The sequence below is a fragment of the Actinomyces sp. oral taxon 175 str. F0384 genome (assembly GCF_000223355.1).
Classification (GTDB): Bacteria; Actinomycetota; Actinomycetes; order Actinomycetales; family Actinomycetaceae; genus Actinomyces; species Actinomyces oris.
Window position 1 is genome coordinate 1,358,839 of sequence record NZ_AFUR01000001.1, and the last position, 24,206, is coordinate 1,383,044.

The following is a 24,206-nucleotide window of genomic DNA, read 5'->3' on the forward strand; positions in this document are numbered from 1 at the left end:
TTGGACCACTTTGAACGAGTGACAGGCTCCACATGTCAGAAAATGGCGTTGCACGATCAAGACCACCACAGCATCAGTTGCTCGGCGGCGGAGGGGTGTTACTCATCGGCCTGGCCTGCCTCTGGCTCGGCTGCAGGCGATGGGTCACCCCTTCATTTTCTGACGATGACGCCGGCGTCGCTACCATATGGCTCGTGTGCGCCTTCATCCTTATCACTTTAGGAGCTGGAGTAGCCTTCCAAACATTCGTGAACTACGTCGAGGTCGGGCCAGGATTCATCAAGAAACGCTCCTTCCTTGCCGGAACAACTCGAATCGATTTTGGAGACATAACAGCATACTCATATAATTACTCAATTACTCGGCGGCAGACCCGAAACCTTGTCATACACTCTTCCGATCGACGCAAGATCAAATTCTCACCCAAAGATTACCGTGGGGAGCATGTGACATCAGTCATCGCCTTTCGCCTTCGCAATAATCGTTGGCCATCCTTGCTGGATGGATTCGACCAGCTTGCCGTGATGGAGGCAGTTGCAGATGGCTCTGGAGACTCCTATTTACGAAGAGTCCATAGTGTCAGACTGAATGTCACGTAACGATCAGTAGTCACGTGGCACCCACTCGCCCCCATTCCTCTTCATCGACGACGTGTCGTGGACAGGCTTCTGCGCGCCTCGAAGACGCCGTCGATGCGCCGCAGGGCCGCCAGCGTGTGGTCCAGGTGCCCGACCTCGGCCAGCTCGACGACGAACCGCCCGGTGACGACCCGGTCACGGCTCGTGGCGATGGAGGCGCTCACCAGGTTGACGTGGCTGTCTGCCAGCGCTCGGGTGATGTCGGCGAGCAGGCCCCCGCGGTCCAGGGCCTCGACCTCCACCTGGACCAGGTAGGCCGACTGGGCGTGATCCGCCCAGGAGACGGTGATGAGGCGCTCGGGCTCGCGCTGGAGCTGTTCGACGTTCTGGCAGTCGGCCCGGTGCACTGAGACACCCGAACCGCGGGTGATGAAGCCGACGATGGGATCACCCGGCATGGGGGTGCAGCAGCGCGCCAGCTTGACGTAGACGTCGCCCTCATCCATACCGGCGACGACGACTCCGGCGTCGGCCGTACGCGGCCGGCGGTGCGTCGTGGCCCGAGTGGGCAGGATCCCCTCTGCGAGGGTCTCCTCGGCGCCGTCCTCCCCGCCCATGGTGGCCACCAGGGTGTCGACGACGTGCTGGGCCGACACGTGTCCCTCACCCACCGCGGCGTACAGGCCGTCAATGTCGACCTTGTCGAGGGTCTTGGCCACGTTCATGAGGGTCTCGTGGCTCATGAGGCGCTGCAGGGGAAGGTTCTGCTTGCGCAGGGTGCGGGCGATGGCGCCCTTGCCCTCCTCGATGGCCTCCTCACGACGCTCCTTGGAGAACCACGAACGTATCTTGTTGCGGGCCCGGGTGGAGGCGACGAAGGAGAGCCAGTCGCGCGAGGGTCCGGCGTTGATGGCCTTGGAGGTGAAGACCTCCACCGTGTCACCGTTCTCCAGACGCGTGTCCAGGGGCACCAGTCGGCTGTTGACGCGTGCGCCCACGGTGCGGTGGCCGACCTCGGTGTGGACGGCGTAGGCGAAGTCCACCGGGGTGGCTCCCGCCGGCAGTGCGAGGACATCACCCCGGGGGGTGAAGACGTAGACCTGGTCCCCGGCCATCTCGTAGCGCAGGGCGTCAAGGAACTCGGTGGGGTCCTGGGTCTCCTTCTGCCAGTCGACGAGCTGACGCAGCCAGCCCATGTCGCCCTGGTCGGAGTCTCCGGGCCTGCCCCCCAGGGCGCTGGGGCCCGAGGCGTTGGGGTCCTCCTTGTAGCGCCAGTGCGCGGCCACGCCGTACTCGGCCATGCGGTGCATCTCGTGGGTGCGGATCTGAATCTCCACCGGCTTGCCACCCGGCCCGACGACAGTCGTGTGCAGCGACTGGTAGAGGTTGAACTTGGGGACGGCGATGTAGTCCTTGAAGCGCCCGCTCATGGGGGTCCAGCGCGAGTGCAGGGAGCCGAGCACCGCGTAGCAGTCCTGGACGGTGTCGACGATGACTCGCAGCGCCACCAGGTCGTAGATATCGTCGAAGTCCTTCCCCCGCACGATCATCTTCTGGTAGATCGAGTAGTAGTGCTTGGGCCGTCCGGTCACGGCGCCCTTGATCTTGTTGACCCTCAGGTCCTCCTCGATCTGGAGTCGGACCTGGCGCAGGTACTCCTCACGAGCCGGGGCCCGCTCGGCCACCATGTGCTCGATCTCCTCGTACACGCCCGGGTAGAGGGCCTTGAAGGACCGGTCCTCCAGCTCCCACTTGATCGTATTCATCCCCAGGCGGTGGGCCAGGGGCGCATAGATCTCCAGGGTCTCCTTGGCCTTGCGGGCGGCGTTCTCCGCGGAGACGTACTTCCAGGTGCGGGCGTTGTGAAGGCGGTCGCCGAGCTTGATGACCAGGACCCGAATGTCCTTGGACATCGCGATAATCATCTTGCGCACCGTCTCGGCCTGGGCGGCCTCACCGTACTGGAGCTTGTCGAGCTTGGTGACGCCGTCGACGAGCAGGCTGATCTCGTCGCCGAAGTCGGCGCGCAGACGCTCGAGGGTGTAGTCGGTGTCCTCCACGGTGTCGTGCAGGACGGCAGCCGCCAGCGTCTGGGCCGTCATTCCCAGCTCGGCCAGGATGGTTGCCACTGCCACCGGGTGGGTGATGTAGGGCTCCCCCGACTTGCGTCGCTGACCGGAGTGAGCCTTCTCCGCCACTTCGTAGGCGCGCACGATGAGGCTCGTGTCGGCCTTGGGGTGGTTGGCGCGCACCGCGCGCAGCAGCGGCTCGATGGCCGCCGGTGTGGAGTGTCCCCGGGAGCCGAACCACGCCAGTCGGCTGCGCACGCGCGAGCCGGGGACAACACTGTCACCTGACGTGTCCGGGGTGTTCTTCGTCTCCGTCATTGACGCATCATATAGCGGCCGGCACACCGAGGCGTGCCGGCACTGCCGGTGACCGTGCGGTGTCGCGTCCTTCAGGATCACGACACCGCACGAGAAACAGCCCCGGCTACCCGTCGAGCAGCAGGCCTGCGACGAGCAGCCGCCTCAGAAGATGACGATCGAGTCGACCTCACGCCCCTGGAGCTGGCGGCGACCGCCCAGATCAGACAGCTCCAGCAGCATGCAGATGGCCTCCACCGTGGCGCCGGCCTGCTCAATGAGGGAGATGGAGGCGGCAGCCGTCCCACCGGTGGCCAGCACGTCGTCGATGACCAGGACACGCGCACCCTTGGTGACGGTCTCGGGCCTCAGCTCCATCCGGGCCGTGCCGTACTCGAGTGCGTAGTCCACACCGATGACCGGGCCGGGCAGCTTGCCGCCCTTGCGCACCGTAATCATGCCGACCCCGAGCCGAACCGCCAAGGGCGCCGCCAGGATGAAGCCGCGCGACTCGAGCCCCGCGATCGCATCGATCCGGCCCCGGTAGTGATCGGCCAGCCCCTCGACGAGAGCGGCGAAGGCCTGCCCATCGGCCAGGAGCGGAGTGATGTCCCGGAAGAGGACCCCCGGCTCGGGGAAGTCGGGAATCTCTCGCAAGTGGCTCATGACCAGCCTGGTCAGAGACTCGGGCACCGACTCGGAATGGGCCACGGGAGCGGTCATCTGCGCTTCTTCTTCCTCTTTGGCTGAGCCGCCACGCCGAGGTGGTGGCCGGGAGTGACTGGTGAGGCGGCCGGAGCCGCGTCAATCTTAGCCAGTTCCTCGGCGTCGTCACCGGCCTCGTCCCGACGGTGCTGGCGCGCCGCGGCGACCTTGGCGGCCTGCTCCTTAATGCGCTTCTCACGTGAGCGCAGGTCCACCAGGAGGGGGGTGGCCAGGAAGATCGAGGACAGGGTTCCGGCGATCATGCCGATGAACAGCGTCAGGGCGATGTCGCGCAGCGTTCCCGCCCCCAGGATGAAGGCGCCGACGAACAGCAGCGAGGCCACCGGGAGCACGCCGACCACGGAGGTGTTGATCGAGCGGATGAAGGTCTGGTTGACCGCCAGGTTCGCCAGCTCGGCGTAGGTGGATCGGCTCTGGGACTCGAAGTCCTCGGTGTTCTCACGGATCTTGTCGAAGACCACCACCGTGTCGTAGAGGGAGTAGCCCAGAATCGTCAGCACACCGATGATCGTGGCCGGGGTGACCTCGAATCCGGACAGGGCGTAGATGCCCACGGTGACGATGATGTCGTGGCACAGGGCGAGCAGGGCCGCCGCCGCCATCTTCCAGGTGCGGAAGTACGCCCAGATGAGCAGTCCGACGAAGATGAAGAACAGGACCAGTCCTCGAACCGCCTTCTTCGTGACATCGGAGGACCAGGTCGGTCCCACGGTCGTCGCTGAGACATTGGAGGCGTCGGTCTTGTAGGCGGTGGCGAGCTGACCGGCCAGCGAGTCGAGACGCTGCTTGCTCAGCTCAGAGGTCTGCACCCTCACCGACGACGACCCCATGGTCGTCACCGAGGAGCCGGCCGCCAGGTCGCTCTTGGAGAGGACCTCGTTGGCAGGACGCTCTGAGGGGGAGGACAGCCCCGTGACGGTGATCTCCGAACCGCCCTTGAAGTCGATGCCCGGAGTCAGGCCCACAGTGCCCAGGAGCGTGGCCGAGCCAAGAATGATGACGACGGCGATGAGATACCAGATCTTCCGTTTGCCGACGAAAGGGATGGATGTCTTGGCCGAGTAGAGCTCGTTACCGAGCGTGGCGAGAGACTTCACTTCGTCTCACCGTCCTTTCCCTTGTCGGCCGCGGCATCGACCGCATCACCTTCCTGCTGCTCAGCATCGTCGTCGGCGGTCTCGCCGTCGGACTCCTCAGCCGCGCCCTCCGGGCTCTCGGCGTTCCTGCGGGCCTCGGCCTTGCGGCGCGCCAGCGACCCGGTCACGCGGTCGGCGACGGCCTCGCGCCCCTTGCCGTAGGTCGAGGACGTCGCCCCGAGGTGCTCGGGGTCGAGGCCGGAGAGGCGGTGCCCCTCGCCGAAGAAGCGGAATCGGACGATCCACTCCATCATCGGGTGGGTGAACAGGATGATGATGGCCAGGTCCACGCACGTGGTCACCCCCAGGGTGAAGGCGAATCCCTGCACTCCGCCGACGGCCAGGAAGTACAGGACGATCGCGGCCACGAGGTTGACGGCGTCGGAGACGAGGATCGTGCGCCTGGCGTGCTTCCATCCCTCATCGATCGCGGTCCTCAGGGTCCGTCCCTGACGCACCTCGTCACGGACGCGCTCGAAGTAGATGATGAAGGAGTCGACTGTGATGCCGATGGAGATGATGAGTCCGGCCACCCCCGCCAGGGACAGGCGGTACCCCATGGTCGCGCTCAGTGCCGCGATGACCAGGTAGGTGCCGGCTGCTGCCACCACCAAGGAGGCCACAGCCACCACCGCCAGGCCGCGGTACTGCCAGGCCAGGTAGAGGATGATGAGGGCGAAGCCGATGAGTCCGGCGATCAGGCCGTTGCGCAGCTGCTCGGTTCCCAAGGTGGCGGAGATCTGCTGCTCGGACTGCACCGTGAAGCTCAGCGGCAGCGAGCCGAAGGAGAGCTGGTTGGCCAGCGTGTTGGCCTGGTTCTGGCTGAAGCCACCGGTGATCTGGACCCGTCCGTCGGTGATCGGCGAGTGGACGGTCTCGTTGAAGCCGGAGGCCATGATGGTCAGGCCGTCCAGGACGATGGCGAACTGGGCCTTGGCTTGGCTGTCCTGGTTCTGAGCGCCTTGAGCCCCCTGGGCACCGGCGGCACTGGCCTGGTCGCGGTAGGCCAGCAGCCGCTTGGACAGCTCGGCGAACTTCTTGGTGCCGTCGGCGTTGAAGGCCAGCGAGACGACCCACTGCTGGGTGGCCTGTCCTCGGGAGTCGGTCTCCAGGCCCGAGTTGGCGCTCTTGAGCTCGGTGCCGGTGATCTCGGCCGGGCCGAGGATGTAGGCGCCTTGGTGCTGGGAGCCGGCCTCCTTGGAGCAGGAGATGACGGCGACCTTGGGGTCCTGCGTCTGACCGGTGAGGTTCTTCGGGTCGGAGCAGTCGGTCATGTAGCCGTCGTAGAGGAGCTTCTCGGTGATCCAGGAGTCCGACGAGTTCGTCTTGTCCTGAGCGGGGAGCGGGTCGGAGGAGATCACCCCATCCTGGTTGACATCCGCCAGCTGCTTGGCGATCTCCTCGGGAGTCCTGGGCTGTGCCGTCGACTGGGCCGTGGGCTGCGCGGTGGGGGCCGGGGTCGCGGCCGCCTGCTCGCCGTCGCCCGAGCCCTCCTCGGCGCCTTCGGAGTCCGCCGCCGGCTGAGTCGCCTCACTGCCGGCACTCGGGCTGGGCTGAGCCGCCTGCGCCGGGGTCGGCCCACCAGAGGGGTTCTGGCTGGCGATGTTCTTGGCGGCCTGCTGGGCGCTGCCCGGCAGGATGCGCAGGACCGGGCGGAAGTACATGACGGCCGAGGTGCGCACCAGCTCCAGGGTGGCCTGGCTGGGCTTACCCGGCAGCGAGACCACGATGTTCTGACCGCCCTGGCGGGAGATCTGCGCCTCGGAGACACCGGAGGCGTCCACGCGCTGGCGGATCACCTCGATGGCCTGCTCGACGTCGTTGTCACTGATCGCCGAGCCGTCGGAGGTGGTGGGCGTCAGGATGAGCTGGGTCCCGCCCTCCAGATCGAGGGCGAGGCCGGGGGTGAGCGAGGCCTTGTGCCTCATGCTTCCCGCCACGAGCGCACCGAAACCGATGACGAGGACGAGGATGAACATCAGGAGGCGGCGCCCTGGGCGCTTTCGCTGCTTACTGGACACGTGGTCCCTTCCTGGAGTGGAGTGTGCTCGAGCACATGGCCCGAAGGCTGAGGTGAGTGTGGGTAGGGATGCTTGGCGGGCACCACCATGAGACGCACCGTATTCCGGTGGACTCGGCGAGTCTGGTCGCCAGGCGCGGGTGGGGTGTGCAGAGCTCCGCGGGGAGCCGCCGCGCTCACATCGTGGCAGAGCGTTCGGTTCGCGACATCAGGACTGCGGCTCGACCGCGTCCTGCTCGGAGTCCTGGATGTCGTTGTCAGTCTGCTCGACGTCGGAGCCGGACTCCTCGTGGGCGGAGGCCGAGCCGAAGGGCGGCTCCTCGATGGCGGCGATCGCCCGCTTGCTCCACAGAGTCTCGTCGCCCAGCGGCGTGGCCAGGGTGACCACGTCGCCGTCGACCTCGACAACCGTGCCGTAGAAGCCGCCGATGGTGCGAACCCAGTTGCCGGGTACCAGGCCCTTCTCGGTACGGCGCTTCTGCTCCTCCTGCATCGCGCGCTGCCTGCGGCTGACGAACCACATCATCAGGAGCATCCCGATGAGCATGATCCAGATGAAATACGACGACATGGAGGCCTCTTCCGTTTCGACTAGGCAGTCCCGGCTGATGCAGACCTACGACTGTCACAGGCCGGCGGTGGCGAGTCTATGGCACGCGGGCCAGAGCCTTACCGACCGTCGGCGAGTGGTCGGGCACAACTGGGTACCAACCGGTTACAAAATGGTCACATTACCCGGTTGTCAGTCAGGAGAACAATGATCCGTCGGCAGGGGGCTCGAGTCCCAGATGGCTGTAGGCCGCCGGCGTGGCCGCCCGCCCCCGCGGGGTGCGCACCACGAGCCCCTCACGCACCAGGTAGGGCTCGGCCACGGTCTCCACCGTCTCGGGCTCCTCCCCCACGCTGACTGCCAGCGTCGTCAGCCCCACCGGGCCGCCGCCGAACCGGGTGCACAGGGCCTCAAGCACCTGGCGGTCCAGACGATCCAGGCCCAGGGCGTCGACCTCGAAGACATCCAGGGCGCCACGCGCCGCCTCCAGGTCCAGTCGACCGGGACGCCCGTGCACCTCCGCCCAGTCCTGGACCCGGCGCAGCAGCCGGTTGGCGATTCGGGGCGTGCCGCGCGAGCGTGAGGCCAGCTCCTTGGCGGCGTCCGCCTCCAGGCTCACCCCCAGCAGCCCCGCGCTGCGCGTGAGGATACGGGTGAGCTCGCCCGGCCCGTAGTAGTCGAGGTGCCCGGTGAAGCCGAAGCGGTCCCGCAACGGCGCCGGCAGCAGCCCCGCTCTCGTGGTGGCCCCGACGACGGTGAAGGGAGGCAAGGACAGGGGGATGGAGGTGGCACCGGGTCCCTTTCCCACGACGATGTCGACCCGGAAGTCCTCCATCGCCAGGTAGAGCATCTCCTCGGCGGTGCGTGCCAGGCGGTGGATCTCATCAATGAACAGCACATCCCCCTCCTCCAGGGAGGACAGGATGGCCGCGAGGTCTCCAGCGTGCTGGATGGCCGGCCCCGAGGTCAGGCGCAGAGAACCGTCCACCTCGGCGGCGATAATCATGGCCAGGGTGGTCTTGCCCAGCCCAGGCGGCCCCGAGAGCAGAACGTGGTCAGCCGTCACTCCACGGGCCAGGGCCGAGCGCAGCACCACCGAGAGCTGGCCTCGCACCACCTCCTGCCCGGTGAAGTCCTCCAGGCGCTTGGGCCGCAGGGCCGCCTCGGCGGCGCGCTCGGTGGCGTCGGCGCCGCCACCGACCAAACGCTGCCCATCGAGCTCATCGGGCTCAGCCACGGTGTCCGCCTCCCAACCACCTCAAGGAGGCCCGCAGCACCGCCGCCATGTCCGGCTCCTGGCCTCCATCGGCGGCATCGGCCGTCACTGAGGAGACCGCCTGGTGCGCGCTGGCCTCGTTCCAGCCGAGCTGCACCAGGGCGGCGACCACGTCCGCGTGGGGCTCGGGACCGCCGTCGCTCATCGCCTCCACCCCCTGCGCGCTCTGCGCAGCAGTCTGCGCGGCCCCCAGATCGTCCCCGGTGACAGGGCCCAGCTTGTCGGCCACGTCCAGGATGACGCGCTGAGCGCCCTTGGGGCCCAGGCCGGGTACCCGCGTGAGGGCGGCGACGTCCTGGGAGGCGATGGCCCGCCTGAGTGCGTTGGGCGTGTGGACGGCCAGCATCGCCAGCGCCAGCTTGGCTCCGACCCCCTTGGCGCTCATCAGGGTGCGAAAGCTGTCCCTCTCGTCGGTGTCGGCGAAGCCGAACAGGGTCAGCGAGTCCTCACGGACCACCATCTCGGTGTGCACGAGGGTCTCCTCGCCGACCCTGAGGCCGGACAGCGTGGTGGGCGTGGCCTGGATGCTCATGCCGACGCCGCCGGTCTCAATGACGGCGTTGGTCAGGCCGACACTGAGGACAGTGCCGCGCAGGGAGGCGATCATGGGCGACTTCTCCTGGGGTTCTCAGCGGGTCGAGCGCTCTCAGGCAGCCTTGACGGACGCCGACGGGGCTCGAACAGACGTTCGGATCCTAGCAGCCCGACGTCGGCGGGGTCCTCAGCGCCGCACTCGTCGTGGGTCGACGGCGCCGGTGCGCCGGGCCGCGGCCTGGGCGGCGGCCCACTGGCGCTGTGCCGGCGTGCGGGCGGAGACACGCACCGCTCCCCCGGCGGAGACCATCTCGGTGGCGTCGTCCGTGCCCGTTCCGCCCCCTCGCCAGCCGTGGCAGATCGCCTGGGCCAGGGCGTCGGCGGCGTCGGCCGGCCGGGGTGGGGCGTCGAGGCCGAGGATGCGGGTGACCATGGCCTGGACCTGAGCCTTGTCAGCCGTGCCCGAGCCCGTGACGGCGGCCTTGGCCTCGCTGGGCGTGTGCTGTGCGACCTCCAGGCCCGCGCGCCCCGCTGTGGCCATCGCGGTCCCCATGACCTGGGCGACCCCGATGACCGAACGCAGGTTGTCCTGCGCGAAGACCCGCTCGATGGAGACCACCGACGGGCCCAGGCGGGCGATCCAGTCCTCAATGGCCTCCGTGATGGCAAGCAGCCTCAGCTCGGGGCTCTGGGAAGGTGGCGTGCGAACCACGCCGACCTCCACCAGGCGCACCTGACGGCGAGGGTCGACATCGACGCATCCCAGACCGCAGCGAGTCAGTCCGGGATCGATTCCCAGGACCCGCTGCTGGGCGACGACGGCACGAGCCGAACGCGGCCGGGGGCCGGCGAGGTCCAGGGGCTCAGTCCTCGTCGCCGGCGAACTCGGCGGCCACCTCTGGGCTGAGGTCCACCGAGGTGTAGACGTTCTGGACGTCGTCGGAGTCCTCCAGGGCGTCGATGAGGCGGAAGACCTTGCGGGCTCCTTCGACGTCGACCTCCACCTTGGTGCCGGCGACGAACTGGACCTCGGCGGAGTCGTAGTCCATCCCCGCCTCCGTCAGGGCGGTACGCACGGCGACGATGTCACCGGGCTCGGAGTAGATTTCGAAGGACTCGCCCATGTCCTCGACCTCCTCGGCGCCGGCCTCCAGGACGGCCATGAGGATGGAGTCCTCGTCCACGCCGTCGGCCTTGGCGACCTCGACGACGCCCTTGCGGGTGAAGTTGTAGGCCACCGAACCGGGGTCGGCCAGGTTTCCGCCGTTGCGGGAGAAGGCCACGCGCACGTCGGAGGCGGCCCGGTTGCGGTTATCGGTGAGGCACTCGACGAGGAAGGCGACCCCGCCGGGACCGTAGCCCTCGTACATGATGGTCTGCCAGTCAGCGCCACCGGCCTCCTCGCCGCTGCCGCGCTTGACGGCGCGGGTGATGTTGTCCGCCGGCACGGAGTTCTTCTTGGCCTTCTGGATGGCGTCGAACAGAGTGGGGTTACCGGTGGGGTCACCACCGCCGGTGCGGGCAGCGACCTCGATGTTCTTGATGAGCCGTGCGAAGAGCTTGCCGCGCTTGGCGTCGATGGCGGCCTTCTTGTGCTTGGTGGTGGCCCACTTGGAGTGACCCGACATAAGTGCTCCTTGGGAGTCGATACTGAGGGCGCTGCCGGACCTGCTCAGGCCCGGCGCGTCACCATGGAGACGAAGACGTCGTGGACCCGGTGGTCGCCTCCGACCTCCGGGTGGAAGGACGTGGCGAGCAGGGACCCTTGACGAACCGCGACGATCCTACCGCCGTCGGCCCCACCGACCCCAGCCGCACGTCCGGCGCGGGTCGTGGCGAGGATCTCGACGCCCGGGCCCACCTCCTCCACCCAGGGGGCCCGGATGAAGATGGCGCGCAGCGGTCGGTCCGGCCGCGCGTCGAGCTGCGGGGCGATGAGGTCCTCCTCGTAGGAGTCCACCTGTCGGCCGAAGGCGTTGCGGCGCACCGTCATGTCGATGCCACCCAGGAAGGCCTGACCCTCCTGTGCCCCTTCGACGCGGTCGGCCAGCATAATCATCCCGGCGCAGGACCCGTAGGCGGGCAGGCCCGCGCCGATGAGCTCGCGCAGGGGCGCGAGCATCTCGAAGGCGACCAGCAGCGTGCTCATGGTGGTCGACTCCCCTCCGGGGATCACCAGGCCGTCAAGCCGTTGGCCGGGGGCCTCACCCAGATCGGCGGCGCGGCGCACCACGACGGGTCGCGCTCCGGCCGCCTCGAGGGCCAAGGAGTGCTCGCGCACGTCGCCCTGAAGGGCCAGGATCCCGATCGTGGGGCGGGAGTCGGGCGCTGCGAGCGCGGGAAAGAGCGCCCGGGGGTGGCGGGCGTCCATCGTGTGGGCCGGGCGGTGGGCGTGGCTCGGGTCGGTCATCGTGCTCCTTCAGGTGCTGGGGTCGCAGTGACGGGGAGGGGGCTCGCGAGCTCGGCCAGGACCTCGTGGTCCACCGGATCGGTCAGGTCGAGGCACCGGCCGTTCCAGCCCGAGGCGAGCTCCTCCACGATCTCGGGCAGGCGCACCGGGTAGATCTCCTGCCCCCGCTGCTGGGCGGCCTGCAGCTGCTCGGCACTCCACCACGAGATGGAGTCGACGACGTCGCGCTCCAGGCACGTCCAGCCGTCCTTCCTGATCGGGCGCCGGTTCGCCAGGTGCAGGAGGAAGAAGATCTCGTCCTGTCGGCACGTGACTGAGGCGAAGCGGAAGATCGCCTCCCGGTGGGCGATGGGCCCCTCCAGGTCCTCCGGGGCGACCTTGATCCCGGACTCCTCGACCAGCTCACGCACGGCCCCGGCACGGGGGTCCTCACCGCTGTGGAGACCTCCTCCCGGGGTGAAGACCCAGTTGTGATCCGGGTCCGCGGCGTCGTGCCCCACCAACAGCAGTACCTCGCCGTCCTGGGTCACGGCCAGGACCCGGGCGGCCGTCCTGAAGGGCAGACCGTCCTCCCCCAGGCTCCACTCGCCGGTGTCGAGGTGCTGGTCCCAGTCCTCCGGGACCAGCACCGGGTGACGCCCGTCGACCAGGCGGCCAGTCACCAACCGCGTTCCGCCAGGCGGTGGGGCTCGGGAATCTCGTCGACGTTGATCCCCACCATCGCCTCGCCCAGTCCGCGCGAGACCTCGGCGATGACGTCGGGGTCGTCGAACTGCGCGGTGGCGCGCACGATGGCGGCTGCCCGCTTGGCGGGGTCGCCGGACTTGAAGATGCCCGAGCCCACGAAGACGCCCTCGGCCCCCATCTGCATCATCATGGCGGCATCGGCCGGGGTGGCGATGCCACCGGCGGTGAACAGCACGACCGGCAGGTGCCCGGTGCGGGCGACCTCGGCGACGAGCTCATAGGGGGCGGCGAGCTCCTTGGCGGCCACGTAGAGCTCATCCTCGGGCAGCGAGGTCAGGCGACGGATCTCATCGCGGATCGTGCGCATGTGGGTCACCGCGTTGGAGACGTCCCCGGTTCCGGCCTCTCCCTTGGAGCGGATCATGGCCGCGCCCTCGGTGATGCGGCGCAGCGCCTCACCGAGGTTGGTGGCTCCGCACACGAAAGGAACGGTGAAGGACTGCTTGTCAATGTGGTGGGCGTAGTCGGCCGGGGTGAGGACCTCGGACTCGTCGATGTAGTCCACGCCGAGGCTCTGGAGGACCTGGGCCTCCACGAAGTGACCGATACGGGCCTTGGCCATGACCGGGATGGAGACCGCCTCGATGATGCCGGTGATGAGGTCGGGGTCGCTCATGCGGGCGACGCCGCCCTGGGCTCGGATGTCGGCCGGGACGCGCTCGAGCGCCATGACGGCGACGGCTCCTGCGTCCTGGGCGATACGGGCCTGCTCGGGCGTGACGACGTCCATGATGACGCCTCCCTTGAGCATGTCCGCCATGCCGCGTTTGACGGTGAGGGTGCCGGTGCTGGGAGTGGTCTGCTCTGTACTCAATCGTGGTCCTCTGGCCGTGAGCCGCGGCCGCCGCACAGGGCGACAGCAACGTCTCCATGAAAATACTGACGCCACGCATGCTACCCCGCGCCTCCGTAACAGTCCCCGATACTCACGCAGCGAGACCTGAACCGTCGCAGGATATCCGGCTACTGCCGTCTTCTAGCCGGCCCCGAGGAAGGACCGCCGCGCCGAGCTGACCCGGTCGAGCAGCTCGGTCTCCTTGACGGACAGCTCGCCCAGATCGTGGCTGTCCACCGCCTGCTGGCGCAACTGGGCGAGCTCCGCTGCACCTTTCTGGAAGGTGTTCATGGCCGCTGAGGCATGCAGTCCCCTGGTGGCGGCCCACCGTCTGCCCGACCGGCGCCCCGCGCCGGTGGTGAGCATCTGTACCTCGGCCGGGGAGAACCAACCTGCGTGGGCGTAGTCCTCCAGCCCGCGGCGCATCGACCGGCGCTCACTCCAACGCAGCCACGAGACCAGTCCGGCGCACAGAGCGTAGAAGGGGAACTGAAGCAGCAGATACACCCCGGGGTTCACGGCAACGAACCCGTTCCAGGTCGCATGAAGGAGGATCGCACCGACCAGACCAACAGGAGCCATCCACGCCCAGGCGTACTGAGAGCGCCGGCGGGAGGAGACACCGATGGCCACTCCGGTGCAGGCGGTGAAGGTCAGGTGGGCAAACGGGGACAGGACCCCTCGCATGACGAAGATCGTCCCCACGTACTCCCACCCCTGAACGAAGTAGAGAATATTTTCCACGAAGGCGAAGCCTGCGGCGGTGAACGCCGCATACACGACCCCATCGATCGTCCCATTGATCGTGCGGCGCCAGATGAGGAAGACGAACAGGACGCCCAATCCCTTGGTCAGCTCCTCCACCAGGGGCGCTGAAATGACGCCGGCCGCGTTCGGGTCCCCCATGGCCTCGGTGATGACCCGACCCACCCAGCCGTTGACCACCAACGAGCACAGGGTGGACACGCTCGTCCCCCACAGGAACGCCACCAGGAGCGTGACCACCGTGAACACACCGGGAGGCCTGGGCTCCCAGCGGACGTACCAGAACACTCCCGCGAGCAGCATCGTGACCACCAGCACCCCGCCCAAGGGGATGAGCGCCAGCAGAAACGACGGAAGCACGACCGGACCGAAATCGTCTCGAAGCCCTGAGAAGAAGTACACGGTGAGCAGCGAGAACAGAACGATCGCGGTGAGCATGATGATCGCCCCGACCCTCGCCGGAATACCAGGTGGGATGAGGGAGGCCACCTGCTCGTGCTGCTGCCGTCCATCCTCAGGATCCGTGGTGGCCCGCGAAGGAGGCGTGCCCTGAGTGTCACGATGAACCTGATACCGCTGCCCGACTCCGGGAAGGGGGCCGGAGTCGGCTGGGGTCTGCGGCAGGGCGCTGGAGCGCCGGTATCCGGGACGGGGAGCCCAGGGACTGGGGGGCATGCTCATGGAATCACCTCGGTTGCACCTCGTCGTCGCGCTCGGGCGGCGTCTCAGGGGTGGTGTCGTCGTCGGCATCGAAGGTCTGGGGCATGGGCGCGTGCCCAGCCAGGTGGCACATCCGGACGAGCAGCCGTGCCCTGAGGGCCTGGGCCTCGCTGACGTGGGTGTTGTGGAACCTGCGGGCCAGGACCAGGCGGGAGCAGGCCCGGTCCAGGCGGTTGAGCGCGGGCAGGCTCAGCGGGTCGGCGGACAGCTCGCGGCGTGCGGGCTCGCTGACCACCGTTCGCAGGACCCGGCTGAGGTCGGACTCGATGAGGGCCCGACTGCGGGCGGTCGGCGTCGGGAGCACCGCGCCGCTGGAAGCAGGATGGGAGGAGGGGGTGTCCTCAAGAGGCGTGGAGGTGTCCAGACCGTCATCGACGAGAGGCCCCTCGGCGTCCAGCGCCTCACGAGCGGCTCGGCTGAGCAGCAGTCCGGAGGCCGGATCCAGGGCGGGAACGGTGGCCAGCTCCGCTGCGGCCTCGGCCCGGTGAACGAGCTGGGCCTCAAGCGTGGCCCGAGCGCCCAGCACCTGCCGGTGCAGCCGGTCCACCCGCACTGCCCTGGCGTAGAGGGCCCACCCGGCGGTCACGGCCAGCCCGACCAGCAGCACGACGATGCTCCACATCGGCGCCGTCATCGCGCCGGACTCTGTGGAGGACAGTGCCGGTAGGGCCGTGGTCGCACTGGCCGGGGTATCAACGGCCTGCGTCATGGCCGTCGTCATGCTTGCTGCCATGGTCGGTTCCTCATCACTCCTGAGATCAGCTGCTAGTCGTCCAGGGCATCGCGCAACCGGCCCAGCATGGTGCGCGAACCGGGGGCGGGCTCGACCCGGGTGTGAGCGGTGGACAGAGCCATGTCATAGACGTCGAGCACCTCGTCGGTGACCGCGGACCAGTCGTAGCGGCCGACCACCTGACTGGCCGCCTGGACGCGGGCCTGAGCGGCCGTGGCGTCCTGCAGGGTGTCGATGATGACTCGGGCCAGGTCGCCGCCGTCCTCATTGCGGAACAGGGCCCCATAACGGCCTTCGCCAAGCACGTCCGAGAAGGCCTTGAGGTCGGAGGCGACGACCCGGGTGCCGGCGGCCATGGCCTCCACCAGGACGATGCCGAAGGACTCCCCTCCGGTCTGCGGGGCCACGTAGCAGCTGGCCGAGGCCAGCATGGCGGCCTTGTCCTCGTCGCTGACGCCCCCCAGGAAGACCACGGAGTCGCTGAAGCGGGCCAGCTCCTGACGGATCTCCTGGGCCTGCCCGCGCCCTGCGATGAGGAAGCGCGCCCTGGGCACCGACTCCAGCACCGTCGGGATGGCATCGGCCAGAACCCGCAGTCCCTTGCGGGGCTCGTCCAGACGCCCCAGGAAGGAGATGGTGGGGGCCTCGTCCGTGCCCAGGAACCGGGGGTCGTCCTTGGGGGCGTCGGCGAAGGGCCCGACATTGACGCCGTTGGGGATAACGACGGCGTCGCCGCCGTGGTACTGGATGAGGGTGCGGCGGGCCTCCTCGGAGACGGCGATGCGGGCCGAGAGCTTCTCCATGAGCGGCACCGTCGCCGGGCTCAGCAGCTCACGGGCCAGCGAACGGTCCATGGCGGCGTGGAAGGTGCCCACCACCGGCCCGGTGGCGGCCTGCAGGGCCAGCATCCCGACGCTGGGGGTGATGGGCTCATGGATGTGCAGGATGTCGAAGTCCCCGGCATCCAGCCAGCGTCGGGCCCGCCTGGCCACGAGGGCGCCGAAGTTCAGCCGCGCCACCGAGCCGTTGTAGGGAATGGCAATGGAGTCACCGGCGCTGGTGACCCAGTCGGGAAGCTCGGTGTCCTGGGAGGCCGGCGCGAGGACCTGTACCTCGTGGCCGCGGCGGAAGAGCTCACCGGCCAGGTCCATGACGTGGACCTGGACACCTCCGTGAGCGTCGAAGGAGTAGGGGCAGACGATACCGATCCTCATGCGTCCTCCTCGTGGGCGCCCTGCTGGTCGCGGGCGTGGCTGCGAGCCAGGCGCTCCTGGTCCAGGTCGGCGTCGAAGACGGGCTGAAGCATGTGCCAGTCCTCGGCGTGCTCGGCAAGCAGGGGCTCCAGCGCGGCGACCCAGGCGCGCGTGTGCGCCACGACCTGCTCGCGTCCCTCCATCTGCTGGGGCGCCGGAACCCTGCGGGCGGTCAGCACGATTCCCCAGGGCGATCCAGCCCGACGGCGCCTCTGCCCGGTGAGCGGCTCGTAGTGGATCGAGGCGGCGTACAGGGGGCGTCCCAGGCGCTGGGCGATCGCCGCGGGACCGGCAGCCACCCGTGCGGTGGCGCCACCCAGCCGCGCAGTGATGCCGGCCGAGGACAGGTCCCGGTCCGCCAGGAGTGCGACGACGTAGTGCCCCTGGCTCGCCGCCTCAAGGAGGCGGTCGAAGACCTTCTCCCCGTGGGACTGGCCGATGATGCGCATGCCCAGTGACTGGCGGAAGGAGACGAACTGCTCGAAGAGGTCCTCGGGCTCCAGGCGCTCGGCGACGGTCAGGACGGTGGCGAGCTCACGGCAGGCCCAGGCTCCGATGAGGTCCCAGTTGCCCATGTGTGGCAGGGCCATGACGACGCTGCCGACGCGCACGTCCTCGTGCAGCTGGGGGTCGATGTCGGTGCGCACGCGCGCCAGGATCTGCTCCGGTGTGATACCGGGCAGGGCGAAGGCCTCGTAGAAGTAGCGCATGTAGGAGCGCATGCCGGCTCGGGTGGCCCGGCGCAGCGCGCGCGGTGGTGTTCCCGCCGGGAGGATGCGTGCCAGGTTGCGCTCGAGCTGTCCCACCCCGGCGGTGGAGCGGCGCAGGCGCTGCCAGACCCACAGCGCGTCGGCGACAGAGTGGGCAAGGCCGTAGCCCACCGGCGCGGGCAGGTGGCGGGTACCGCGCCAGGCCAGGCGGTAGGCGTCTGAGGCGGCTGGCAGGCGCATCCTCATGCCTTCTCATCCTCCTGCCGGACCTGCTGGTGGACGGCGCGCGCGCGCTGGATCACGGTGATGAAGGAGGCGATTGCCACGTAGAGGAGCCCAACGGTGAGCACCCACTGGGGTGCCCCGAGCCCCACGAGGAAGGTGGAGCCGAGCGCGACCAGGAGCCGGTCGGTGCGCTCGGCGATCCCTACGGAGGCGGTGGCGCCGATGGACTCGGCCCGCGCCCGGGCGTAGGGAACAGTGGCCGCCATGACGACGGCGACCAGGGCAGCCGCGACGGTCACGGTGCGCAGCGCGCCGACGGGCATGGACAGGGCCGCCCAGGCCGCGAGGGATCCCAGGACGGCGCCGTCGGCGAGGCGGTCCATGGTGGAGTCCAGGAAGGCCCCGAACACCGAGCTCTTCCCGGTGGCCCGGGCCAGAATGCCGTCGAAGGAGTCGGCCACCAGCACCACGAGCAGGACCAGGGGCCCGGTCACGAAGTGTCCCTTCGGCAGCAGGGTGACCGCCGCCGTCACGGACAGGGCAGTTCCGGTGACGGTGAGCATGTTGGGAGTAACCCCGAGCCGCCCGAGCGCGAGGGCGGGTCGGGTGAACAGGGCCTTGGTCAGGCCGCGGCCGTGGTTGCCGAGCATGAGGTCCTTAACACTGGGGTGGAGCTGTCTAAGAGACGGGCCGTGATGGCACGGGATGGACAAGGACGCAGGGGCGCCCCTCAGCCTGCCGGAGCACGTCGATCGAGGCCAGGGGGATCAGTCCCCGCTCTGCCCGACCGGGGCGGCCCAGGCGGCGGCGAGCATGTCCCGCTGCTCCCCGAGCAGCTGGGGAACGGGCTTGGTCCGACCGATGATGGGCATGAAGTTCGCGTCCCCCTTCCAGCGCGGCACGATGTGCTGGTGGAGGTGGGCGGCGATCCCCGCACCGGCGACTTCACCCTGGTTCATCCCCAGGTTGAACCCGTGGGGGCGGCTCACCGAGCGCACGACGCTCATGGCCGTGGCGGTCAGCTCACCGATCTCCTGGCGCTCGGCCGCGGTGGCCTCGGTCCAGTCCGAGATGTGCCGGTAGGGGCACACCAGCAGGTGACCGGTGTTGTACGGGTACAGGTTCATGATGACGTAGCTGGTCTGGCCCCGGTGGACGATGAGGGACTCCTCGTCACCGCGTTGCGGCCCGGTGCAGAACGGGCACTGTGCGGGGGTGTCATCGGAGGGCTTGTTCTGCCCCCCGATGTAGGCCATGCGGTGCGGGGTCCACAGCCGCTGAAAGGCCTGCGGAGCGCCCTCGTGGTAGAAGGGAGCCTCCACCTCGACGTCGTCACCGCCCCCGGGGGCGCTGATCGTCTCTCCGGTCACTTCCTCAGTCACTGTGCAGCTTCTCCCCCGCCGGGTCGTTGATACGGGCGTCGATGACGCTGACGATGTGGGCCACGGCCTCCTTGACGGGCACGCCGTTGGTCTGCTGGCCGTCGCGGAACCGGAAGGAGACGGCGCCGGCCTCGGCGTCCTCTCCCCCGGCGATGAGGGTGAAGGGGATCTTGTCCTTGGAGGCGTTGCGGATCTTCTTGCCGAAGCGGTCGTCGGAGTGGTCCACCTCGACGCGCACCCCCTGGGCGCGCAGCTGGGCGGCGACGTCGTCGACGTAGGCGTCGAAGGCCTCGGCCACGGGGATGAGCCGGACCTGCACCGGGGAGAGCCAGGCGGGGAAAGCGCCCGCGTAGTGCTCGGTGAGCACCCCGATGAAGCGCTCCACGCTGCCCAGCTTGGCCGAGTGGATCATGATGGGGCGCTGGTGGGTACCGTCAGCGGCCGTGTACTCCAGGTCGAAGCGCTCGGGCTGGTTGAAGTCGTACTGGATGGTGGACATCTGCCAGGTCCGGCCGATGGCGTCCTTGACCTGGACCGAGACCTTGGGACCGTAGAAGGCGGCGCCACCCGGGTCGGGAACGACCTCCAGCCCGGAGGCGTCACAGGCGTCCTGGAGGGCCTGTGTGGCGGCGGTCCAGTCGGCATCGGATCCGATGAACTTGTCCTTCTTGGTGCCGTCCTCGTCGCGGGTGGACAGCTCGAGGTAGAAGTCGGTCAGTCCGAAGGCCTTGAGGATGGACAGGAAGAAGTCGATCTGGGCGCGGATCTCCTCGCCGGCCTGCTCCGGGGTGCAGTAGGTGTGGGAGTCGTCCTGGGTGAAGCCGCGCATGCGGGTGAGCCCGTGGACGACACCGGACTTCTCGTAGCGGTAGTCGTGGCCCATCTCGAAGAAGCGCAGCGGCAGCTCGCGGTAGGAGCGTCCGCGGGAGCGGAAGATGAGGTTGTGCATCGGGCAGTTCATGGCCTTGAGGTAGTACTCCTGGCCGGCCTTGGTGATGTTGCCCTCGGCGTCGCGCTCCTCGTCGGCGAGCATGGGCGGGAACATGGTGTCGGCGTAGTAGGGCAGGTGGCCCGAGGTGTGGAAGAGCCCGCCCTTGGAGATCTCGGGGGTGTGGACGAAGTCGAAGCCGTAGTCCTGGTGGCGGTCGACGACGTACTGCTCGATCTGGTGGCGCAGCATGGCGCCCTTGGGGTGGAAGACCACCAGGCCGGGGCCGATCTCCTCGGGGAAGGAGTAGAGGTCGAGCTCGGCGCCGAGCTTGCGGTGGTCGCGCTTGGCGGCCTCGGCCAGGCGGGTCTGGTAGGCCTTGAGATCGTCCTTGCTGGCCCAGGCAGTGCCGTAGATGCGCTGGAGGGAGTCACCGGACTGGTCACCCTTCCAGTAGGCCGACGAGGACTTGGTCAGCGCGAAGCCCTGCCCGATGAGGCGGGTCGAGGGCAGGTGGGGGCCACGGCACAGGTCGGTCCAGGCGACGGTGCCGTCGCGCCGGACGTTGTCGTACATGGTCAGCCCGCCGGCGCCGACCTCGACCGAGGCGCCCTCGGCGCCCGCTCCCTTGGTGGTGATGAGCTCGAGCTTGTAGGGCTGGTCGGCCAGCTCCTCACGCCCCTGGTCCTCGGTGATGTCGCGGCGCACGAAGCGCTGCCCCTCCTTGACGATCCGCTTCATGCGCTTCTCGATCTCGCGCAGCATCTCGGGGGTGACGGCGTCGATGGCGCCGAAGTCGTAGTAGAAGCCGTCGGTGATGAAGGGGCCGATGCCGAGGTTGACGTCCGGGAACATCTCCTGGACGGCCTGCGCCATGACGTGGGTGGCGCTGTGGCGCAGGATGTTGAGGCCGTCCTCGCTGGCCAGGGTGATGGGCTCGACGACGGCGCCGGCCGGGACCTGGCGCTCCAGGTCCCAGGGCTCGCCGTTGACGCACATCGCGACAACGCCGTCCTTCTTGACGGCGTCCTGCAGGAGGAGCGCCCCCGTGATGCCCGCCTCAATGGTGCGGGGCGCGCCGTCGAGGGTGATCTCAATCATGGGCTGGTCTGACACGGGTTCGTCTCCTCTGCTGCATCGGTGCGGGGCGCTGTACTGGTGCACCCCGGTTCGACCGCGAGTCTACGTCGTGGTCGCGCGGGCTCAGTCCTCCCGTGAGCCACGCCGCGCGCGCAGTGCGTCACGCAGGCGCTTGGCGGCGGACATCCCGGAGTAGATGACTCGGGAGACCGGGACGTCCCAGGCCCCGTCCACCTCGGTGACGTGCTGGGCGTAGCGCTTCTTGTACTGGCCCACCGTGTAGAGCGAGGGGACGCGGGTGGAGCCGGCGCCCATGAGGTCCAGGCCGCGGTAGCCCTCCTGCGCCAGGGTGCAGGCGGCCCACCAGTCCAGGGCCTCGGCCCCGCGGAAGGTGCGCGACTCGTTGGAGGAGGCGCCGTAGTAGGCCACGGAGTCCTTGCCCGAGGTGAGGATGAGGTCCCAGGCGTGGGGGATGCCGTCCTTGCGCAGGACGAACAGGCGGGCGTTCTTCTCCCCCAGGGAGGTCAGCATGGTCCAGTAGACCTCGGCGTCGTGGGGCTTGAAGCCGTCGCGCTCGGCGGTCTCGCGCAGGACCTCGTAGACCTGGTCGAACTCCTCGCGGCTCAGGCCGGTCTCGTCGCTGATGGTGCAGCCGGCCTCCCGGGCGACGCGCTCGGCGCGCTTGACCGCGCGGCGCCCGTCCTTGGGCATGACCGCCGCGATCTTCTCCGGTGTCTTGGGCACCAGGTCAATGACGTAGGTGCGGTCATAGGTGATGGTGGACAGCAGCTCTCGCAGGTCGGCAGCGCGGTAGCGGGCGTGCATGCGGATGAAGCGCACGGAGCGGTCGCGCTCCTTGACCACGGAGCGCAGCAGACGACGCAGGTGGGCCTCGCGCTCGGGCGACTGCTCCTTGAGCCAAACCGGGCCGTGCTTGGCCCACAGGAAGGTCTGGCCGCCCATCTCGTAGCGGTACAGGGCGATGGCGGCCACGGGCTTACCCTCGTCCTCATAGAGGTAGCGGCCCCACAGGGGGCGGCCCATGGCCTCCTCGAAGCGCTCCCAGGCCTCGGTCTGCTCAACCGGGAAGTGGCTGTTGCCCACGGCCAGACGCATCTCGCGCCCGTCGACCCGACGCAGGGTCTCGGAGCGGTCCGGGGTGGAGTGCACCGGCTCGGGGTGCGTGAGCCGAGGCGCCTTGGGCTTGTCAGTCTTGTCGGCCCTGGCGGGCTGGGCGGGCTTGTCGGTCGGGTCAACCTTCTGCTCGGGCTGCTCGGGCTGTTCGGGCTCACCGCCCTTGCGCCCCTTGTTGTTCTTGGGCTGAGTCGCCTGAGCCTTCTGGGGAGCCGGCGCACCGGCCTCGACCTTGATTTCAGGGGTGGAGTCAGTCGCGGAATCAGTCGTGGCGTCGGGGGTGGTGCTGTCGGGCATGTTCTCGTTCTCGGGCATTCAGCGGGACCTGTCGACTCGTTGCGGATAGTTGCGGGCGAACTTGCGGTAGTGGTTGAGGCGCTGGAGCTCGATCGTCACGCGACGGCGCAGCGAGCGCTCAGCCGGATCGCGCAGCGGGTCGACGCCCCGCCCCAGGCCCTTGGCCTTGCGGCGCAGAGCCTCGTCGGACACGTAGCGTGCGATGACGCCGTCGGGAACCAGGGAGTAGAGGATCTGCCGGGTGACCTCGATGGGCTCGTCACGCTGGTCCAGGACCAGGTCCTTGAGCATGACGGCCATGGGGTTGGCACCTGCGGCGGTCAGGTAGAAGGAGTTGCGGCCGATACGGGGGTTGACCTCGAAGAAGAGCTCCCGTCCGTCACGGGGGTCGACCTTGATGTCGAGGTTGGCGAAGCCGCGGTAGCCGGCATGACGCAGCAGGCGGCCGGTGGCCTCCCACAGGTCGGGGAAGGCCTCGGTCATCATGGCCACAGGGTTGCCGATCATGGTGGGCGCGTGGTCCTGCAGCAGAACACGCGCCGAGCCGATGAGGCGCAGCTCACCGGTGGAGTCCATGTAGGCCGTCACCGAGCGCATGGCGGTGTCGTCACCGGGGATGCACTCCTGCACCAGGAAGGTGGAGCGGTAACTGGCCTCCTTCAGGCTCCTCCACATGCCTGCCAGCTCGGCGGCGTCGTCGATGAACCAGATCTTGCGCTTGCCAGGGAAGGAGATACGGTCGTAGTCAGCGCCGATGGCCGCCTTGGCCACGAGCGGGAACTCCATGCCGAGCTCGTCGGCGCTGGTCGGCGGCACGCAGTCGGGGTCGGCCAGGTCGACGACGACCTCCCGGGGCGTGAGCACCCCCACCTCGGCGCACAGACGGGAGAAGGAGGCCTTGTCGCTGACGGCATCGAGAACGTCGATGTCCGGAAAGGGCAGGACATAGGTGGGCTCGAGCTCGCTGCGGTGGGCCGAGATCATGGCGGCCGCGGCGTCGGTGTTGGCCATGAGCACAGCGCTGCGGGGTCCTCGGCCCTGAGCCAGCTTTCGCAGCAGCGCGATGGTCCGCTCCGGCGGGGCCCCGGCCTCCTGGTGGACCACGGTGATGTAGACCGACTCGGAGATCGCGACGATCGGATCCGAGGCCACGACCGTCACCGACGTGCCGGTGACCTCATGAAGCTGCCGCGCCAGGGCGTAGGCGCCGATATCACCGCCGAGGACCACGGGCAGCAGGTGCCTGAAGCGTTGCGTCATAACCATCCGTTTCTTGCCGCAGGGGCCAACTCCTCCCCAGATGGTAGAGCACGCCGGGACGCCCCGTTCCCGACCGCTCCAGGAACATCACGATCCAGACACGGGACCGTCCCCGACCGCCTCCACCCCACCCCCTCAATCCAGCGTGATTCCAAGCGATAGTCCGCACCTCGACGACGACATCGCGGCCTGACGGTGACACATGCCACCCTGCTCGAGGCCGCCTTCCCGGAGAACGACAAGAGCCCGGAGCGCTGGGCTCCGGGCTCACTTCGACCATCGGTTCTGGTGGGCGATACTGGGATCGAACCAGTGACCTCTTCCGTGTCAGGGAAGCGCGCTCCCGCTGCGCCAATCGCCCGAGCGGATGACGGGACTCGAACCCGCGACCCTCACCTTGGCAAGGTGATGCTCTACCAACTGAGCCACATCCGCGTGACACCCTTGTGGGGTGCGGGAAGAAAGTTAGCAGAGGTATCCCTCGGAGGCAAAACGCAGCCGAGCCCGTGTCCTCATGAGGTGTCTCACGCCCCGCCGACCC

The 24,206-nt window shown here is 68.5% G+C and carries 21 protein-coding genes and 2 tRNA genes; all 23 read right to left on the reverse strand.

What is annotated here, in order from left to right:
- Positions 1 to 640: 640 nt before the first annotated feature.
- The 23 genes from HMPREF9058_RS05680 to HMPREF9058_RS05790 all read right to left on the reverse strand — a co-directional run bounded on the left by HMPREF9058_RS05680 (position 641) and on the right by HMPREF9058_RS05790 (position 24,100).
- A complete protein-coding gene (locus HMPREF9058_RS05680; protein WP_009747358.1) occupies positions 641 to 2,965 on the reverse strand; it encodes a bifunctional (p)ppGpp synthetase/guanosine-3',5'-bis(diphosphate) 3'-pyrophosphohydrolase in 2,325 nt (774 codons plus the stop codon).
- A gap of 144 nt (positions 2,966 to 3,109) precedes the next feature.
- Positions 3,110 to 3,667 (reverse strand): adenine phosphoribosyltransferase, encoded by a 558-nt coding sequence (locus HMPREF9058_RS05685; protein ID WP_004564814.1) that lies wholly within the window; start codon positions 3,665 to 3,667, stop codon positions 3,110 to 3,112.
- Positions 3,664 to 4,767 carry a protein translocase subunit SecF gene (gene secF / locus HMPREF9058_RS05690; protein WP_009405661.1) on the reverse strand — a complete coding sequence of 368 codons (1,104 nt, stop codon included), beginning with the start codon at positions 4,765 to 4,767 and terminating at the stop codon, positions 3,664 to 3,666. Before secF ends, HMPREF9058_RS05685 begins: the two co-directional genes overlap by 4 nt.
- Entirely contained in the window at positions 4,764 to 6,827 is a 2,064-nt protein-coding gene (gene secD, locus HMPREF9058_RS05695; protein ID WP_009405658.1) for a protein translocase subunit SecD, read from the reverse strand. The genes secF and secD overlap by 4 nt, the downstream gene beginning before the upstream one ends.
- Positions 6,828 to 7,034: 207 nt before the next feature.
- Positions 7,035 to 7,397: a preprotein translocase subunit YajC gene (gene yajC / locus HMPREF9058_RS05700; protein WP_009406458.1), complete on the reverse strand. Its 363-nt coding sequence runs from the start codon at positions 7,395 to 7,397 to the stop codon at positions 7,035 to 7,037.
- A gap of 175 nt (positions 7,398 to 7,572) precedes the next feature.
- Positions 7,573 to 8,613, reverse strand: a complete 1,041-nt coding sequence (gene ruvB / locus HMPREF9058_RS05705) for a Holliday junction branch migration DNA helicase RuvB (protein ID WP_009405798.1) — start codon at positions 8,611 to 8,613, stop codon at positions 7,573 to 7,575.
- A complete protein-coding gene (gene ruvA, locus HMPREF9058_RS05710) occupies positions 8,606 to 9,259 on the reverse strand; it encodes a Holliday junction branch migration protein RuvA (protein WP_009747304.1) in 654 nt (217 codons plus the stop codon). The genes ruvB and ruvA overlap by 8 nt, the downstream gene beginning before the upstream one ends.
- A 114-nt stretch (positions 9,260 to 9,373) precedes the next feature.
- Positions 9,374 to 9,979 carry a crossover junction endodeoxyribonuclease RuvC gene (locus tag HMPREF9058_RS05715; protein WP_302621220.1) on the reverse strand — a complete coding sequence of 202 codons (606 nt, stop codon included), beginning with the start codon at positions 9,977 to 9,979 and terminating at the stop codon, positions 9,374 to 9,376.
- Between the two features lie 70 nt (positions 9,980 to 10,049).
- Positions 10,050 to 10,814 (reverse strand): YebC/PmpR family DNA-binding transcriptional regulator, encoded by a 765-nt coding sequence (locus HMPREF9058_RS05720; RefSeq protein ID WP_004564807.1) that lies wholly within the window; start codon positions 10,812 to 10,814, stop codon positions 10,050 to 10,052.
- Between the two features lie 44 nt (positions 10,815 to 10,858).
- Positions 10,859 to 11,596, reverse strand: a complete 738-nt coding sequence (pdxT, locus tag HMPREF9058_RS05725) for a pyridoxal 5'-phosphate synthase glutaminase subunit PdxT (protein WP_009406428.1) — start codon at positions 11,594 to 11,596, stop codon at positions 10,859 to 10,861.
- Positions 11,593 to 12,258: an NUDIX hydrolase gene (locus HMPREF9058_RS05730; protein ID WP_009747551.1), complete on the reverse strand. Its 666-nt coding sequence runs from the start codon at positions 12,256 to 12,258 to the stop codon at positions 11,593 to 11,595. Before HMPREF9058_RS05730 ends, pdxT begins: the two co-directional genes overlap by 4 nt.
- Entirely contained in the window at positions 12,255 to 13,157 is a 903-nt protein-coding gene (gene pdxS / locus HMPREF9058_RS05735; RefSeq protein WP_004564804.1) for a pyridoxal 5'-phosphate synthase lyase subunit PdxS, read from the reverse strand. The genes HMPREF9058_RS05730 and pdxS overlap by 4 nt, the downstream gene beginning before the upstream one ends.
- A gap of 162 nt (positions 13,158 to 13,319) precedes the next feature.
- Positions 13,320 to 14,618 carry a PrsW family intramembrane metalloprotease gene (locus tag HMPREF9058_RS05740; protein ID WP_254654083.1) on the reverse strand — a complete coding sequence of 433 codons (1,299 nt, stop codon included), beginning with the start codon at positions 14,616 to 14,618 and terminating at the stop codon, positions 13,320 to 13,322.
- A 10-nt stretch (positions 14,619 to 14,628) separates the two neighbouring features.
- Positions 14,629 to 15,396: a hypothetical protein gene (locus HMPREF9058_RS05745; protein ID WP_009747406.1), complete on the reverse strand. Its 768-nt coding sequence runs from the start codon at positions 15,394 to 15,396 to the stop codon at positions 14,629 to 14,631.
- A gap of 32 nt (positions 15,397 to 15,428) precedes the next feature.
- Positions 15,429 to 16,610: a glycosyltransferase family 4 protein gene (locus HMPREF9058_RS05750; RefSeq protein WP_009405677.1), complete on the reverse strand. Its 1,182-nt coding sequence runs from the start codon at positions 16,608 to 16,610 to the stop codon at positions 15,429 to 15,431.
- Entirely contained in the window at positions 16,607 to 17,605 is a 999-nt protein-coding gene (locus HMPREF9058_RS05755) for a phosphatidylinositol mannoside acyltransferase (RefSeq protein WP_009747570.1), read from the reverse strand. Before HMPREF9058_RS05755 ends, HMPREF9058_RS05750 begins: the two co-directional genes overlap by 4 nt.
- The gene (pgsA, locus tag HMPREF9058_RS05760; protein ID WP_009405560.1) at positions 17,602 to 18,234 is read right to left on the reverse strand and encodes a phosphatidylinositol phosphate synthase; all 633 of its coding nucleotides are present in this window, start codon (positions 18,232 to 18,234) and stop codon (positions 17,602 to 17,604) included. Before pgsA ends, HMPREF9058_RS05755 begins: the two co-directional genes overlap by 4 nt.
- A gap of 117 nt (positions 18,235 to 18,351) precedes the next feature.
- The gene (locus HMPREF9058_RS05765; RefSeq protein ID WP_009747395.1) at positions 18,352 to 18,966 is read right to left on the reverse strand and encodes an HIT domain-containing protein; all 615 of its coding nucleotides are present in this window, start codon (positions 18,964 to 18,966) and stop codon (positions 18,352 to 18,354) included.
- Positions 18,959 to 21,010 (reverse strand): threonine--tRNA ligase, encoded by a 2,052-nt coding sequence (gene thrS, locus HMPREF9058_RS05770; protein WP_009406107.1) that lies wholly within the window; start codon positions 21,008 to 21,010, stop codon positions 18,959 to 18,961. The genes HMPREF9058_RS05765 and thrS overlap by 8 nt, the downstream gene beginning before the upstream one ends.
- An 87-nt stretch (positions 21,011 to 21,097) precedes the next feature.
- Positions 21,098 to 22,423: a peptidoglycan bridge formation glycyltransferase FemA/FemB family protein gene (locus HMPREF9058_RS05775; RefSeq protein WP_009747645.1), complete on the reverse strand. Its 1,326-nt coding sequence runs from the start codon at positions 22,421 to 22,423 to the stop codon at positions 21,098 to 21,100.
- Positions 22,424 to 23,665 carry a carboxylate--amine ligase gene (locus tag HMPREF9058_RS05780; protein ID WP_009405572.1) on the reverse strand — a complete coding sequence of 414 codons (1,242 nt, stop codon included), beginning with the start codon at positions 23,663 to 23,665 and terminating at the stop codon, positions 22,424 to 22,426.
- A gap of 286 nt (positions 23,666 to 23,951) precedes the next feature.
- Positions 23,952 to 24,026, reverse strand: a tRNA-Val gene (locus HMPREF9058_RS05785).
- A gap of 1 nt (position 24,027) precedes the next feature.
- Positions 24,028 to 24,100, reverse strand: a tRNA-Gly gene (locus HMPREF9058_RS05790).
- Between the last annotated feature and the right edge of the window lie 106 nt (positions 24,101 to 24,206).